12 protein-coding genes are annotated in these 15,615 nt (G+C 62.9%); 11 read left to right on the top strand and 1 reads right to left on the bottom strand.

The genetic code is table 11. The features are described 5' to 3' along the window. Nucleotide 1: 1 nt before the first annotated feature. The 6 genes from AC3IX4_RS16145 to AC3IX4_RS16120 all read left to right on the top strand — a co-directional run bounded on the left by AC3IX4_RS16145 (nucleotide 2) and on the right by AC3IX4_RS16120 (nucleotide 9,005). The gene (locus AC3IX4_RS16145; RefSeq protein WP_489256439.1) at nucleotides 2-1,162 is read left to right on the top strand and encodes an acyl-CoA dehydrogenase family protein; all 1,161 of its coding nucleotides are present in this window, start codon (nucleotides 2-4) and stop codon (nucleotides 1,160-1,162) included. Nucleotides 1,163-1,177: 15 nt separating this feature from the next. Next, nucleotides 1,178-3,271, top strand: coding sequence for an acetate--CoA ligase family protein (locus AC3IX4_RS16140; protein WP_489256438.1), 2,094 nt, complete (start codon nucleotides 1,178-1,180; stop codon nucleotides 3,269-3,271). Further along, nucleotides 3,271-4,899, top strand: a complete 1,629-nt coding sequence (locus AC3IX4_RS16135; RefSeq protein WP_489256437.1) for a 5-guanidino-2-oxopentanoate decarboxylase — start codon at nucleotides 3,271-3,273, stop codon at nucleotides 4,897-4,899. The genes AC3IX4_RS16140 and AC3IX4_RS16135 overlap by 1 nt, the downstream gene beginning before the upstream one ends. A 162-nt stretch (nucleotides 4,900-5,061) precedes the next feature. Further along, on the top strand, nucleotides 5,062-6,291 hold the full coding sequence (gene alr, locus AC3IX4_RS16130; RefSeq protein WP_489256436.1) for an alanine racemase: 1,230 nt from the start codon (nucleotides 5,062-5,064) through the stop codon (nucleotides 6,289-6,291). Between the two features lie 112 nt (nucleotides 6,292-6,403). Next, nucleotides 6,404-7,594, top strand: coding sequence for a pyridoxal phosphate-dependent aminotransferase (locus AC3IX4_RS16125; RefSeq protein WP_489256435.1), 1,191 nt, complete (start codon nucleotides 6,404-6,406; stop codon nucleotides 7,592-7,594). Continuing rightward, nucleotides 7,587-9,005: an aldehyde dehydrogenase family protein gene (locus AC3IX4_RS16120; RefSeq protein ID WP_489256434.1), complete on the top strand. Its 1,419-nt coding sequence runs from the start codon at nucleotides 7,587-7,589 to the stop codon at nucleotides 9,003-9,005. Before AC3IX4_RS16125 ends, AC3IX4_RS16120 begins: the two co-directional genes overlap by 8 nt. 4 nt (nucleotides 9,006-9,009) lie before the next feature. Here the strand turns inward: AC3IX4_RS16120 and AC3IX4_RS16115 are convergent, their stop codons facing one another. Beyond that, a complete protein-coding gene (locus AC3IX4_RS16115) occupies nucleotides 9,010-9,453 on the bottom strand; it encodes an RrF2 family transcriptional regulator (RefSeq protein WP_489256433.1) in 444 nt (147 codons plus the stop codon). A 174-nt stretch (nucleotides 9,454-9,627) separates the two neighbouring features. Here AC3IX4_RS16115 and AC3IX4_RS16110 point away from each other — a divergent pair, with 174 nt between their 5' ends. From AC3IX4_RS16110 to AC3IX4_RS16090, 5 genes are read left to right on the top strand one after another with little or no spacing between them, the layout of a single operon-like run. After that, complete coding sequence (locus AC3IX4_RS16110) at nucleotides 9,628-11,223, top strand: ABC transporter substrate-binding protein (RefSeq protein WP_489256432.1); 1,596 nt, start codon at nucleotides 9,628-9,630, stop codon at nucleotides 11,221-11,223. 47 nt (nucleotides 11,224-11,270) lie between these two features. Continuing rightward, on the top strand, nucleotides 11,271-12,230 hold the full coding sequence (locus AC3IX4_RS16105) for an ABC transporter permease (protein WP_489256431.1): 960 nt from the start codon (nucleotides 11,271-11,273) through the stop codon (nucleotides 12,228-12,230). Between the two features lie 3 nt (nucleotides 12,231-12,233). Continuing rightward, nucleotides 12,234-13,064: an ABC transporter permease gene (locus AC3IX4_RS16100; protein ID WP_489256430.1), complete on the top strand. Its 831-nt coding sequence runs from the start codon at nucleotides 12,234-12,236 to the stop codon at nucleotides 13,062-13,064. Nucleotides 13,065-13,066: 2 nt separating this feature from the next. After that, nucleotides 13,067-14,731, top strand: a complete 1,665-nt coding sequence (locus AC3IX4_RS16095; RefSeq protein WP_489256429.1) for an ABC transporter ATP-binding protein — start codon at nucleotides 13,067-13,069, stop codon at nucleotides 14,729-14,731. Then, the gene (locus tag AC3IX4_RS16090; RefSeq protein ID WP_489256428.1) at nucleotides 14,728-15,426 is read left to right on the top strand and encodes an NAD(P)H-dependent oxidoreductase; all 699 of its coding nucleotides are present in this window, start codon (nucleotides 14,728-14,730) and stop codon (nucleotides 15,424-15,426) included. Before AC3IX4_RS16095 ends, AC3IX4_RS16090 begins: the two co-directional genes overlap by 4 nt. The last annotated feature ends 189 nt before the right edge of the window (nucleotides 15,427-15,615 follow it).

Raw genomic sequence — 15,615 nt, 5'->3', positions numbered from 1 at the left:
CATGAACTTTCAGCTCACCCAAGAACACGAAATGCTGGTTGAAGCCGTCAAAAGCTTCGTCGCCAAAGAATTGCTGCCCCATGAAGAAGAAGTCGATCGCGCCGATGCTGTCTCCCCGGAGCTGGCCGCGCAGATTCGCGGCAAGGCCATCGCTGCTGGCTTCTACGCTTTCAACATGCCTGAGGAAGTGGGCGGCGGCGGCCTGGACTACTTCTCCCAGGCCCTGATCGAACGGGAGCTGTCCAAGTGCTCCTGGGCCCTGCATGTGTTTGTCGCGCGGCCTTCGAAGATCCTCATGGCGTGCAAGGGCCAACAGATCCAGGACTACCTGCTGCCGTGCATCCAGGGTGAGAAAACCGACTGCTTCGCCCTGACCGAACCGGGCGCGGGCTCCGATGCCAACGCCATCAAGACCCGTGCAGTGCGCGACGGCGATGACTTTGTCATCAATGGCAGCAAGCACTTTATCAGCCATGCCGGCCATGCCGATTTCGCCATTGTCTTCGCCGTCACCGACACCTACGAGCACAACGGCAAAAAGCGCAACGCAGTGACCTCCTTCCTGGTCGACCGCAATACCCCCGGCATGACCATCCGCCGTGGTCCCAAGTGCGTCAGCAACCGTGGCTATCACACTTACGAGATGTTTTTCGACGACTGCCGCGTGCCAGCCTCCAAGGTGCTGGGCGAAGTCGGCAAGGGCTGGGAAGTGGCCAACGCCTGGCTGACTGCCGGGCGCGTGATGGTCGCGGCCAACTGCGTCGGCCAGGCTCAGCGGGCACTGGACTTGTCGCTGCAATGGTCGGCGGATCGCAAGCAATTCGGCCAACCGATCGGCACCTATCAGGGCGTGTCGTTCAAGCTGGCTGACATGGCTACGCAAATTCGCGCCGCTGAACTGTTGACCTTGCACACCGCCTGGAAGATGGATCAGGGCAGCATGACTGACGGCGAGGCTGGCATGGCCAAGTTGTTCGCCAGCGAAACCCTGGGCCGGGTTGCCGATGAAGCGGTGCAAATCTTTGGTGGCATGGGGCTGATGGACGAAGGGCCGATCGAACGCATCTGGCGTAACGCCCGAATCGAGCGGATCTGGGAAGGCACCTCGGAAATCCAGCGCCATATCATTTCCCGCGAACTGCTGCGGCCGTTGCTGCGCTAAGCCGGGAGAACAGTCATGACGCCAACATTGCGTGAAAACCTCAAGCGTCTGCTCGCCCCACGCCACTTGGCGTTCGTGGGCGGACGCAGCATGGCCCGGGCCCTCAAGCGCTGTGCCGAAGGCGGCTACCAGGGCCAGATGTGGCTGGTCAATCCGCAGCACGAAAGCCTTGAGGGCATTCCCTGCGTGCCTTCGGTGGCGGCCTTGCCCTGCGCACCGGATGCGGTGTTTATCGCCACCAACCGCGAGCTGACCCTGACCTGTGTCGCTGAACTGGCGGCCAAAGGCGCAGGCGGCGCGATCTGCTACGCCTCAGGCTTTGCCGAAACCGGCGCCGAAGGCCTGGCGCTGCAACAGCAGTTGCTTGAAGCCGCCGGCGACATGGCGCTGCTGGGCCCCAACTGCTACGGCCTGCTGGACTACCTGCACAGCTCGGCCCTGTGGCCGGTGGCCCATGGCGGCAAGTCCGTTGAAAAGGGTGTGGCGATCCTGACCCAGAGCGGCAACTTCGCCTACAACCTGTCCATGAGTGACCGCTCGCTGCCAGTGGCCTACATGGCCTCGGTGGGTAACCAGGCGCAACTGGGTGTGGCTGAACTGATGGACGTGCTGCTCGATGAACCGCGCGTCACAGCTATCGGCCTGCACTTGGAAGGCCTGAAGAATGTCCCGGGCTTTGCTCGCGCCGCCCATAAAGCGCTGGAGAAGGGCATCCCGATTATTGCCCTGAAGACCGGCGTTTCGCAGCTGGGCGCAGAACTGGCGCTCAGCCACACCAGTTCGCTGGCCGGCTCCGACGCCTTGTACGACAGCCTGTTCGAACGGCTGGGCGTGATTCGCGTCACGGGCCCGGTCAGCTTTGCCGAAACCCTCAAGGCTGCGGCTTGCGGTAACTTGCCCAAGGGCCAGAGCCTGGTGGCACTGGCCTGTTCGGGCGGTGACGCGGGGTTGATTGCCGACTACGCCGAGCGCAACGCACTGACCTTGCCATCGCTGGATCAATCCCAGTGCGACGAGCTGGCGCAGGTATTGCCTACTTACGCCAACCTGGTCAACCCGCTGGACTTCACCACCGCTATCTGGGGGGATGAAGCCGCGCTGGAGCGTATGCTCGACAGCGCCCTGCGCACGCCGGCCGATGCCGCGATGCTGGTCCTCGATTACCCCGCCGAGTTCACCGGGGAGCGCAAGGAATGTGACCTGTTACTGTCGCTCTATTGCGCAGCCCTGGAACGCCACGGCAAGACCGGCTTTGTCACCTCGGCCTTCCCGGAACTGTTGCCAGCGTCGGCTCGCGACTATCTGCACGGGAAGGGTATTGCCGCGCTACAGGGTGTTGAAGATGGCCTGGCCGCCTGGGGGCGAATTGCCCGCTACCAACAGCGCCGTACCGCTTTGCTGGCGTTGGGCGAATCGGCCTTGACGCCGATCTGCCCGCAAGCCCTGGAAGGCGAAGGCCAACTGCTGGATGAATGGCAAGCCAAGCAAGCCTTGCGCGCCTTCGGCCTGCCTACGCCGCAAGGCCAGCTGTGCACGGCTGATACAGCACAGGCGGCTGCCGCCCAATTGGGTTATCCGCTGGTACTCAAGGCGGTCAGCGCCCAGTTGCCGCACAAGACCGAGGCGGGCGCTGTAGCGCTCAACCTGAAAAACGATGAAGCCTTGTTGGCTGCCATCGATGCGATGCGCCAGAGCATCGCCGACTACGCGCCGCAGGTGCCGTTCGACCAGCTGTTGCTGGAGCGCATGGCGACACCACCGCTGGCGGAAATGATCGTGGGTATCAAGCGCGAGAACGGTTTTGGCCTGGCGCTGGTGATTGGCGCGGGCGGCATCCTGGTGGAGCTCCTCAAGGACAGCCGTAGCCTGCTGTTGCCGACCACCGACGGCGCTATCCGCGCCGCCTTGCTGAGCTTGCGCAGTGCGCCGTTGCTGCAAGGCTTTCGCGGTCGTGAGGCGGCAGACCTGGAGGCACTGGTCAGTGCTATCCGTGCGGTGGCCGACTACGCCTGCGAAAACGCCGCAACGCTGCTGGAACTGGACGTAAACCCATTATTGATCGGTGCCCAGGGCACGGTCGCAGTCGATGCGTTAATTCGCCTGGGCTGATGAGTGAGGAACTGAACATGCAAGCTGAAACGACTTTGACTGGAGGCCAGGCGCTGGTGCGCCTGCTGGCCAACTACGGCGTCGATACCGTGTTCGGTATCCCCGGCGTGCATACGCTTGAGCTTTACCGTGGGCTACCCGGTAGCGGTATTCGTCATGTACTGACCCGCCACGAGCAAGGCGCGGGTTTTATGGCCGACGGCTATGCCCGGGTCACTGGCAAGCCTGGTGTGTGCTTCATCATCACCGGCCCCGGGGTCACCAATGCTGCCACGGCCATCGGCCAGGCCTACGCCGATTCGATCCCGATGTTGGTGATTTCCAGCGTCAACCACACGGCGAGCCTGGGCAAGGGCTGGGGCTGTCTGCACGAGACTCAGGATCAGCGCGCCATGACGGCGCCGATCACCGCGTTCTCGGCCGTGGCCCTGAGCGCCCAGGACCTGCCCGAGTTGATCGCCCGTGCCTTCGCCGTGTTCGACAGCGAGCGACCTCGGCCGGTGCATATTTCCGTACCCCTGGACGTGCTGGCAGCGCCCGTGGCTCGCGATTGGAGTAGCGACGTCGTGCGTCGCCCGAGCCGTGGCGTACCTGCCAGCAGCGCGCTTGAGCAAGCGGTGGCTGCCCTCAACAAAGCACGCCGGCCAATGATCATTGCTGGCGGTGGCGCCGTGGAGGCGGGCGCTGAACTGCAGGCATTGAGCACCCAACTGGCCGCACCGCTGTTCAGCACCGTGGCCGGCAAGGGCTTGCTGGCCCCCGATGCGCCGCTTAACGCAGGCTCCACCCTGTGCGTGCAACCCGGTTGGGACCTGATCGCACAGGCCGATGTGGTGTTGGCGGTGGGCACGGAAATGGCCGATACCGACTTCTGGCGCGAGCGCTTGCCGCTGAGTGGCGAACTGATTCGGATCGATATCGACCCGCGCAAGTTCAACGACTTCTATCCGTGCGCCGTGGCCTTGCAGGGCGACTCCCGTGCCACCCTGGCCGCGTTGCTGGCGCAGATGCCGGATGCGCCACGCCCCAGCCAGGCTGCGATTGATGCCGTCGCCACGTTGAAGGCGGCGGTTGCCCAAAGCCATGGGCCGTTGCAGACCATCCACCAGGCGATCCTGGCGCGCATCGAGGCGGAACTGCCTGACAACGCCTTTATCAGCACCGACATGACCCAGTTGGCCTACACCGGCAACTACGCCTTCGCCAGCCGTGCGCCGCGCAGCTGGTTGCACCCGACCGGCTACGGCACCCTGGGCTATGGCTTGCCCGCCGGTATCGGCGCCAAGTTCGGTGCGCCGCAACGGCCAGGCCTGGTGCTGGTGGGCGATGGCGGTTTTCTCTACACCGCTCAGGAATTGGCCACGGCGGTGGAAGAGCTGGACAGCCCCTTGGTGGTGCTGCTCTGGAACAACGATGCCCTGGGGCAGATTCGCGACGACATGCTGAGTCTGGATATCGAGCCGATTGGCGTACTGCCGCGCAACCCGGACTTCGCCGCCCTGGCCCGTGCCTACGGCTGCACAGTGAGCGAACCGCAAAGCCTGGATGAACTGCAAGCGTCCCTCAAGGCCGGCTTCGCCCACCCCGGCGTAACCCTGATCGAACTCAAGCACGACTGCGCCCGATGACCTGTAGGAGCAGAGCTTGCTCGCGATAGCATCACCGCGGTCATTCATACAAACCGCGTCGATTTCATCGCGAGCAAGCTCTGCTCCTACACAAGGGCAGGGCATTGCGACCAAGCCCGAGGGCAGGACATCGCGATCACCCCATTCAAGGACACACCAAAAATGCCATTCAACCGCACACTTCTCGCTCTATCCCTGGGTCTGGTGCTCTGGCAAGCCCAGGTCCAGGCCGCTCCACCCCTGACCCTGGACAACGGCACCTCGACGCTGACCGCGCACAACAGCAACGCCTGGGTCGAAGTCAACAAGACAGCACTGGAACACAACATCCACACCTTGCAGGCTGAGCTGGCTGGCAAGTCCAAGCTGTGCGCCGTGCTCAAGGCGGATGCCTACGGCCATGGCATCGGCCTGGTGATGCCGTCGATGATCAAGATGGGCGTCCCCTGCATCGCCGTGGCCAGCAACGAAGAGGCCCGTGTGGTGCGCCAAAGCGGCTTCAAGGGCCAGCTGATCCGGGTTCGCACCGCAACGCTGTCTGAAGTTGAAGACGCCCTTGCCTACGACATCGAAGAGCTGGTCGGCAACTTGCAGTTCGCCCGCAACGCGGCCGATATCGCTCGCAAGCATGGCCAGACCCTGCGTGTACACCTGGGCCTGAACTCCAGCGGCATGAGCCGAAACGGCATTGAAATGGCCACCGAACAGGGCCGTCAGGATGCCGTGGCGATCACTCAGGTTCCCGATTTGAAGGTGGTCGCGATCATGACCCACTTCGCCGTCGAGGATAAGGATGACGTGCGCAAGGGCCTGCAGACCTTTAACGAACAAGCCGCCTGGCTGATGGACACGGCGCGCCTGGATCGCAAGAAGATCACCCTGCATGCCGCCAACTCCTTCGCCACGCTTGAGGTGCCTGAGTCACGCCTGGACATGGTCCGCCCCGGTGGCGCGCTGTTTGGCGACACCGTGCCCTCGCACACCGAATACCGGCGAGCGATGCAGTTCAAGTCACGTGTGGCCACGGTCAATGCCTACCCGCAAGGTAACCCCGTCGGCTATGACCGCACCTACACCCTGAGCCGCGATTCGAAGCTGGCCAACATTACCGTCGGCTACTCCGATGGTTACCGCCGCGTGTTCACCAACAAGGGCGCCGTGGTCATCAATGGCCATCGCGCACCGGTGGTGGGCAAGGTCTCGATGAACACCCTGATGGTCGACGTCACCGACCTGCCGGACGTGCGTGCAGGCGATGAAGTGGTGCTGTTCGGCAAGCAGGGCGGCAGCGAAGTCAGCCAGACGGAAATCGAAGACATCAACGGCGCCTTGCTGGCTGACCTCTACACCGTGTGGGGCAATTCCAATCCCAAGGTGCTGGTCGAAGACTGATGTAGGAGCCGGGCTAGCCCGCGATGGCATCGCCGCGGTTCATCGCAGAGACTGCGGTGATGCGATCGCGACCAAGGTCTGCTCCTACACCCCAATTTGTAAGGAGAACGACATGCGTTTTACCTCCCTGACCAAACGAATCGCCGGTGACGGCGCCGCCGCCTGGGATATTCACTACCGTGCCCTGGCCAAGCGTGCCGCGGGTGAAAATGTATTGTTGCTGTCGGTGGGCGACCCGGATTTCGATACCCCGGCGCCCATCGTCAAGGCCGCCGTCGACAGCCTCAATGCCGGCCACACCCATTACTCCGACGTGCGCGGCAAACTGGCCCTGCGTGAGGCCATCGCCCGCCGCCATCAGCAACGCAGCGGCCAGGCGGTAGACGCCGATCAGGTCGTGGTGCTGGCCGGTGGCCAATGCGCACTGTTCAGTGTGGCCCAATGCGTATTGGAAGCGGGCGACGAAGTGCTGGTCGCAGAGCCCATGTATGTGACCTATGAAGCCGTGTTCGGCGCCTGTGGCGCTACCGTGATCCCGGTGCCGGTGCGCCCGGAAAACGGCTTTCGAGTCATGGCCGAAGACGTCGCCTCACGCATCACCCCCCGCACTCGTGCACTGGCCCTCAACAGCCCGCACAACCCCTCGGGCGCCAGCTTGCCGAAGGCGACCTGGGAGGCCCTGGCGCAGCTGTGTATCGCCCACGATCTGTGGCTGATCAGCGATGAGGTCTACAGCGAGCTGTTGTTCGAAGGTGAGCACATCAGCCCCGCCAGCTTGCCGGGCATGGCCGAGCGCACGGCCACCTTGAACAGCCTGTCCAAGTCCCACGCCATGACCGGCTGGCGACTGGGTTGGGTGGTGGCGCCCCCGGCGTTGGCGACCCACCTGGAAAACCTGGCGCTATGCATGCTCTACGGCTCCCCGGAATTTATCCAGGACGCCGCCGTGGTGGCGCTGGATACGCCGATTCCCGAGCTTGAGACGATGCGCGAGGCGTACCGCCAGCGTCGTGACCTGGTCTGCGACTGCCTGGCCGATAGCGTCGGCGCACGGCCATTGAAGCCCGATGGCGGGATGTTCGTGATGGTCGATATTCGCGCCACCGGACTTTCTGCCCAGGCTTTCTCCGAATACCTGCTGGACCACTACGGGGTGTCAGTGCTTGCCGGTGAAGCCTTTGGCCCTAGCGCCGCCGGGCATATCCGCCTGGGCCTGGTCGTGGCCGAGGAGCACCTGCGTGATGCCTGCCAACGTATTGCTCGCTGCGCCGAAGCGCTGATCAAGGAAAAAAACCATGCATAACCATACCGCGCTGTTTATCGACGGTGCCTGGCAGCGCCCGTCCGGTGAAGGCTTTGCCCAGGTGTTCAACCCCGCCACAGAGCAAGTGATCGGCCAGGTGCCGCTGGGCGATGAACGCGACGTGGACCGCGCCGTGGCGGCGGCTCGCAAAGCCTTTGCCAGTTGGTCGCGTACCCCTTCGAGCGTGCGCGCCGGCTTTATCCGCGATCTGGTCGAGCAGTTGACGGCGCGTGCCGATGAGATGGCCTCGGTCATTACCGCCGAATTGGGCATGCCGGTGCAGTGGTGCCGTGCGGTCCAGGTTGAAGGGCCGATTGCCGGCCTTGCCCACTACATCGAGATTGCCGGGTTGATGGATCAGGTGCGTCAGGTCGGCAATTCGCAGGTAGTGCGCGAAGCGGTCGGCGTCTGCGCCTTCATCAACCCCTGGAACTACCCGCTGCACCAGTTGATCGGCAAGCTGGCGCCGGCGTTGGCGGCGGGCTGCACGGTGGTGGTCAAGCCGAGCCAGGAGACCCCGCTGCACGCCTTCTTGCTGGCAGAGATGCTCGAAGCCATCGGCTTGCCGGCCGGTGTCTTCAACTTGGTCAGCGGGCCGGGGGCCAAGGTTGGCGAAGCTCTGGCCCGCCACCCGGATGTGGACATGGTCTCGTTTACAGGCTCCACCGGTGCTGGCGTGCGCGTGGCGCAAGCGGCGGCGCCATCGGTCAAGCGGGTGTGCCTGGAGCTGGGTGGCAAGTCACCGTTGCTGATTGGCGAGGACGCCGACCTGGCCGCTGCCGTGCGCTACGGCGTGCAGGACGTGATGATCAACTCCGGGCAGACCTGCACAGCGCTGACGCGCATGCTGCTGCCGGCCAGCCGCTATGCCGAGGCGCTGGAGTTGGCGCGTGCTGAAGCCGAAAGCCTGGTGATGGGTGACCCACTGGATCCAGCGAGCTTTCTGGGGCCTATGTGTTCGGCCGGTCAACGGCGCACGGTGCTCGATTACATCCGCATTGGCCAGGAGGAGGGCGCACGGCTGATCGCAGGCGGTGCTCCGCTGCCTAGCGGGTTGGAGAAGGGCTTCTACGTCCAGCCAACGCTGTTTGCCGACGTCGATAACCGCATGCGGATTGCCCAGGAAGAGATCTTCGGCCCGGTGTTGTGCCTGATTCCTTACCGTGATGAAGCCCACGCGGTCGAGCTTGCCAACGATTCGCCGTTCGGCCTGTCCAGTGGGGTGTGGGCCGGTACCACCGAACGCGCGGTGCAACTTGCACGGCAACTGCGAGCCGGGCAGTGCTTCGTCAATGGTGGCGCGTTCAATTACCAGGCGCCCTTCGGTGGCTACAAACAGTCGGGCAATGGCCGGGAGTGGGGCGAGGAAGGCCTGGCCGAGTTCATCGAGACCAAGGCCATCCAGCTCTGAATCATCAACCTTCGGCCCGCTCCTTTTCCAGGGGCCGGTCGAAGGCGACAAACAGATGGTCAGCAGTGATTTTTTCAAGGTCCAGGCGCATGTTGTCCTCAAGCATCGCGAACAGTTGAGTGAAGACTTCGAAGACCCTGCAATGGTCTTCCATTCCCGAAAACGGGTTGTCGATTTTTTCCGCGATCAGCGAGCTTTCCTGAACGGCGTCATACACCTCGCGCAGGGTGATTTCCCGTGCCGGACGGGCGAGGGTGAGGCCGCCGTGGGGGCCGCGCAGCGACTTGAGAATATTGGCCTTGACCATTTGCGAGACCAGATTGCGCACGCGGGTGGGGTGCACCTTGACCCATTTGGCGATGGTTTCGGTGCGCAGCTTCTGCGGCGCATTGGCCGCCACGAAAGACAAAATGTAGGACGCGGTAATCAATCGAGTCGATTGGCTCATGGGGCGATCTCAAGGTGAAAAGCTTGGGCTGCTCGGCAGTGTAAAGGTCATTTGATGACTGTGGATTTTGCCTGTTGCATTTATTAATGTATTTGTTACGGTAACAAATAGAAATTAGAACAAGCAACGCCAATCCCGAACCATTTTTCTCTGCGATCCAACAGGGGCAAGGCAATGAGCGATAACAACAACAAAATCATTCAAACGCTTACGAATCACACTCGTCGCGACTTCTTGAAAACCAGCGCCGCCCTGGGCCTGGTCGGTGCGGCCATGTCCATGGGCTTGCCGCTCGGGGCCTTTGCCCAAGAGGCGACGCCCAAGGCCGGTGGCATCCTGCGCCTGGGTCTGGCCGGGGGCAGCAGCACCGACTCTTACGACCCGGGTGCCTGGAGCGACACCTTTACCTTTGTCGGCTTCTCGGCGGTCTACAACACCCTGGCTGAAATTGCCGTGGACGGCACCGCCATCCCAGAGCTGGCCGAAAGCTGGTCCGCTTCGCCCGATGCGCGCATCTGGACCTTCAAGATCCGCCAGGGCGTGCAATTTCATAACGGCAAGACCCTCACCAATGACGATGTGGTCGCCTCGATCAACCACCACCTGGGCGACAACACCACCTCGGCGGCGAAGACCGTGCTGGGCGATGTGGCCAGCGTCAAGACCCAGGGCAACGATGCCGTGGTGTTCGAGTTGCGCTCGGGCAATGCGGATTTCGCCTACGTCGTCGCTGACTATCACCTGGCAATCATGCCCAGTAAGGATGGCGTTGCCGACTGGCGCGCGGGCGTAGGCACTGCGGGCTACCGGATCAAGTCGTTCGAGCCGGGCGTGCGCATGGTGCTGGAGCGCAACCCAGGCTACTGGAAGCCTGGCCGGGCGCATTTTGAAGGCGCCGAATTGCTGGCGATTGCCGACGGCGCTGCTCGGATCAACGCCCTGGTCACAGGCTCCGTAGACGTGATCAACAAGGTCGATTTGAAGACCATTGGGTTGCTCAAGCGCAACCCGAACCTTGTGATCGAAGAAACCGAGGGTGCACAGCACTACACCTTCCCGATGCTCTGCGACAGCAAGGAGTTCGGCAACAACGACATCCGCATGGCGATGAAGCACGGTATCGACCGTGAGGCGCTGCTGGCCTCGGTGCTCAAGGGCTACGGCCTGGTCGGCAACGATCACCCGATCCAGCCCACCAGCCGTTTCCTCAACACGGCGCTGGAGCAGCGCAAGTATGACCCGGACAAAGCGCGCTTCTACCTGCGCAAGGCGGGCATGGAATCGCTCAAGGTCCGTTTGCAGGCCTCCGATGCGGCCTATACCGGCGCGGTCGACGCCTCGGTGCTGTTCAAGGAGCAGGCGCGCCAGGCCGGTATCGACATTGATGTGGTGCGCGAGCCCGCCGACGGCTTTTTCACCAACGTCTGGAACAAGCAGCCTTTCACCAGTTCGTTCTGGTACAGCAGCCTGACCGCCGACCGCATGTTCAGCATCGGCTACGCCAAGGGTGCCAGCTGGAACGAAACCCATTGGGACAACGCACGCTTCAACCAGTTGCTCAACGCCGCCCGGGGTGAGCTCAACGAGCCGCTGCGCCGCGAGATGTACAACGAGATGCAGCAGATCTGCCGCGATGACAGCGGGGCCATCGTGCCGCTGTTCGCAAGCTCGGTGGCTGCTCGCTCCAACCGCGTGGTGCATGGCGGGCAGACCGCGCCTTACGGCGAACTGGATGGCTTGCGAGTGATTGAGCGCTGGTGGCAGGCCTGAGTGCCGTGCTCGCCAACCCTCGCTGAGTCCCTGTAAGGAGTGTTTAGGTGAAAAGTCTTGCCAAGTTGTTGCTTCAGCGCCTGGCGCTGGGCGTGCTGTCGCTGTTCGCAGTGGCAGTGATTATTTTTCTGGCGGTCAGCATGCTGCCCGGCGACATCGCCCAGGCCATGCTTGGGCAGTCGGCGACCGCGCAAACCGTGGCCGCCTACCGGACCCAACTGGGTCTGGACCTGCCGCCGCTGACCCGCTTCGGGATGTGGTTCTGGCATCTGTTGCAGGGCGACCTGGGCATCTCGCTGGCCAACCAGCGACCGATTGCTGATCTGATTGGCTCGCGCCTGGGCAACACCCTGTCGCTGGCCGCGCTAGCCGCCCTGGTGTCAGTGCCGCTGGCGCTGGTACTGGGGATGCTCGCGGCGCTGTACCGCAACTCCTGGTTCGACCGGCTGCTCAACACCACGGCCTTGAGCGCGGTGTCGTTTCCCGAGTTCTTTGTGGCTTATCTGCTGATTCTGTTCTTTTCGGTGAAGCTGAATTGGCTGCCCAGCATTTCCAGCCTGCCGCCTGATGCCTCGTTTGGCCAGGTGCTGCAAGTGTCGATCCTGCCCGTCGCGACCCTGAGCCTGGTGGTGATTGCGCAGATGATGCGCATGACCCGCGCCTCGCTGGTCAACCTGCTGGCCAGCCCCTACATCGAAATGGCGCGGCTCAAAGGCGTCAGCCAGAGCCGCATCATCTTCAAGCACGCACTGCCCAACGCGCTGGCGCCGATCGTCAACGTGGTGGCCCTGAACCTGGCGTACCTGGTGGTGGGTGTGGTGGTGGTCGAGGTGGTGTTTGTCTATCCGGGCCTGGGCCAGTTGCTGGTCGACTCGGTGGCCAAGCGCGACATTCCGGTGGTGCAGGCCTGCAGCCTGATTTTTGCCGCGACTTACATCCTGCTCAATACCCTGGCCGATGTGCTCTCCATCGCCAGCAATCCACGCCTGATGCATCCGAAGGGGTAGGCCATGAAGCGCTTGTTGATCGAATTGGCCCGGGCACCGCTGAGTGCGCAGTTCGGGGTGTTGATGATTGTTGTTTATGTGCTGGTGGCGGTGTTCGCGCCGCTGCTGGCGCCGTATGGCGAAACCCAAGTGGTGGGCGATGGCTTTGAGCCCTGGGGCGGGCAGTTTCTGCTGGGCACCGATAACCTGGGGCGCGACATGTTCAGCCGCCTGGTGTACGGCGCCCGCAATACCTTGGGCATTGCGTTCATGACCACGCTGCTGGCGTTTGCGCTGGGCGGCCTGGGCGGCCTGGTAGCGGCACTGAAGGGCGGTTGGGTCGATCAGGGCTTGTCGCGAGTGGTGGATATCCTGATGGCGATCCCGCAGTTGATCTTTGCCTTGCTGATCCTGAGCGTGGTCGGTACCACGGCCACTTCACTGATTTTGGTGATTGCTTTACTGGACGCAACCCGAGTGTTTCGTTTGGCGCGGGCCGTGGCCATGGGCATTGTCGTGCAGGACTACGTCGAGGCTGCACGGCTGCGCGGGGAGGGCCTGTGGTGGCTGATCCGTCGCGAAATCCTGCCTAACGCCGCCGCGCCGTTGATTGCCGAATTCGGCCTGCGCTTTTGCTTCGTCTTTCTGTTTATCAGTGCGCTGTCCTTCCTGGGCCTGGGTATCCAGCCGCCGACCGCCGACTGGGGCAGCATGGTGCGTGACAACGCCGTGCTGATCACCTTTGGCGATGTCAGCCCATTGCTGCCGGCCCTGGCCGTTGCGGTGATCACGGTGAGTGTCAATTTTGTCGTTGACTGGATGCTGCACAAATCCAGCGGCCTGAAGGAGTGCTGAGCATGACCACTTCGAACCATGAAGCACCCTTGCTGGTGATCCGCGACCTGCATATCGAAGGCCATTACGAGGATGCCTGGCACCCGCTGGTCAAGGGCATCGACCTGACCCTGATGCGCGGCGAAGTGCTGGGCCTGATCGGCGAGTCCGGTGCGGGCAAATCGACCCTGGGCCTGGCGGCCATGGGTTACACCCGCGACGGCTGCCGGATTACCCAGGGCTCGGTGCATTTCGACGGCCTGAACCTGCGTAACCTGCCCGCCAACCAGTTGCGCAAGCTGCGTGGCCTGCGCATCGCTTATGTGGCCCAGAGCGCGGCGGCGTCCTTCAACCCGGCGCATCGGTTGATCGACCAGCATATCGAGACAGCCGTTCAGAACGGCGGCATCAGCCGCGAGCAGGCCAAGCGCGAGGCCATCGAGCTGTATCGCTTGCTGCAACTGCCCAACCCCGAGCAGATTGGCCAGCGTTATCCGCATCAGGTGTCTGGTGGCCAGTTGCAGCGGGTGATGACGGCCATGGCCATGGCCTGCCACCCCGACTTGATCATCTTCGACGAACCGACCACGGCGCTTGATGTGACCACCCAGATCGAAGTGCTGGTGGCGATTCGTGACGCGGTCAAACGCTTCGGCACGGCCGCGCTGTACATCAGCCACGACCTGGCGGTGGTGGCGCAGATGGCCGACCGGATCATGGTGCTGCGTCACGGCAAGCTGGTGGAACAGGCCCAGACCCGCAACATGTTGGCTGCCCCTCAGCAGGACTACACCAAGTCCTTGTGGGCGGTACGCTGCTTTAACACCGAGGCTAAAACTGCGCCTGCCCAAGAACAACCCTTGCTGAAACTGGACAAGGCCTGCGCCAGCTACGGCGTCCAACCGGTGCTGCACGACGTCTCGTTCGAGTTGTACCGTGGCCAGACCCTGGCCGTGATTGGTGAGTCGGGCAGCGGTAAAAGCTCCACGGCGCGCCTGATCAGTGGCTTGCTGACTCCAACATCCGGGCAGGTGCTGTACAACGGCGAGCCGCTGCCAGCGGACTACCGTCGGCGCAGCAAGGCGCAGCTGCAGCGCGTGCAGATGATCTACCAGATCCCCGACACCGCCCTGAACCCGCGGCAGACCATCGGTGAAATCATCGGCCGGCCCTTGAGCTTTTACCTGGGTCTCAAGGGCAAGGCGCTGTATCAGCGCACCGCTGAACTGCTGGACATGATCGAACTGGACCCGGCCAAATTCATGCATCGCCAGCCGCGCGAGCTGTCCGGTGGGCAAAAGCAGCGGATCTGTATCGCCCGGGCGCTGGCGGCCGAACCCGAGCTGATCATTTGCGACGAAGTCACCTCGGCGCTCGATCAACTGGTGGCAGAAGGCATCCTCAAGCTGCTGGACCGGGTCCAGCGTGAGCTGGGCGTGGCCTATCTGTTTATCACCCATGACGTGGCCACAGTGCGCGCCATTGCCGACCAAGTGGTGGTGATGCAACGCGGCCGCGTGGTGGACCAGGGCCCACGCGAACGCATATTCACCCCTCCGCACCAGGACTACACGGGCCTGCTGTTTTCCTCGGAACCGCAGATGGACCCTGACTGGCTGCAGCGCTTGCTCGACCAGCGCGACATCGCCCCGACTGCATCGCCTCAACTTATCAAGGAACTGCCATGAACGTACTGATCGTCCACGCCCATCCCGAGCCGCTATCGTTCACTGCCGCCTTGCGCGACGAGGCAGTGCAGACCCTGACTGCCCAAGGGCATCAGGTCCAGGTCTCGGACCTGTACGCCATGAACTGGAACCCGGTGGCCAGCGCTGAAGACTTCTCGACCCGGGAAAACCCGGAGTATCTGGTCTATGCCCTGGAACAACGACTGGGCGTGAAAAGCCAATCGCTGGCCAGCGACATCCGCGAGGAACTGGACAAGCTCTTGTGGGCAGACCTGCTGATCCTCAATTTCCCGATCTACTGGTTCTCCACCCCGGCAATCCTCAAGGGCTGGATCGACCGGGTGCTGGTCTCGGGTGTGTGCTATGGCGGCAAGCGCTTCTACGATCAGGGCGGGCTGCGCAACAAAAAGGCCTTGGTGACAGTCACCCTGGGCGGGCGCGAGCACATGTTTGGCGAAGGCGCGATTCACGGGCCACTGGAAGACATGCTACGACCACTGCTGCGCGGCACCCTGGCGTACACCGGCATGGAAGTGCTCGAACCCTTCGTGGCCTGGCATGTGCCGTACATCAGCAATGAGGCACGCGAGGAATTCCTGCAGGGTTACCGCCAGCGCCTGGAGCATCTGCAAGATGACCAGCCCCTGAAATTCCCGCGCCTTGAGCAGTTTGATGAGGCCTTGTATCCCCTGTAACCCAGCGGTCTACCTAACCACCGCGGTGATCGCCACAAATCCCCTGGCGACCACCGCAACCCCTTGTAGGAGCAGACCTTGGTCGCGATGGCATCACCGCGGTTCATCGTAGACCGCGGTGATGCCATCGCGACCAAGGTCTGCTCCTACAAACCCTCGGCCCCGTCCAGCAACGCTTCAGTCAACCCC

Source organism: Pseudomonas sp. KH_021, from assembly GCF_057838865.1.
This window is presented reverse-complemented; position numbering and strand designations above follow the sequence as displayed.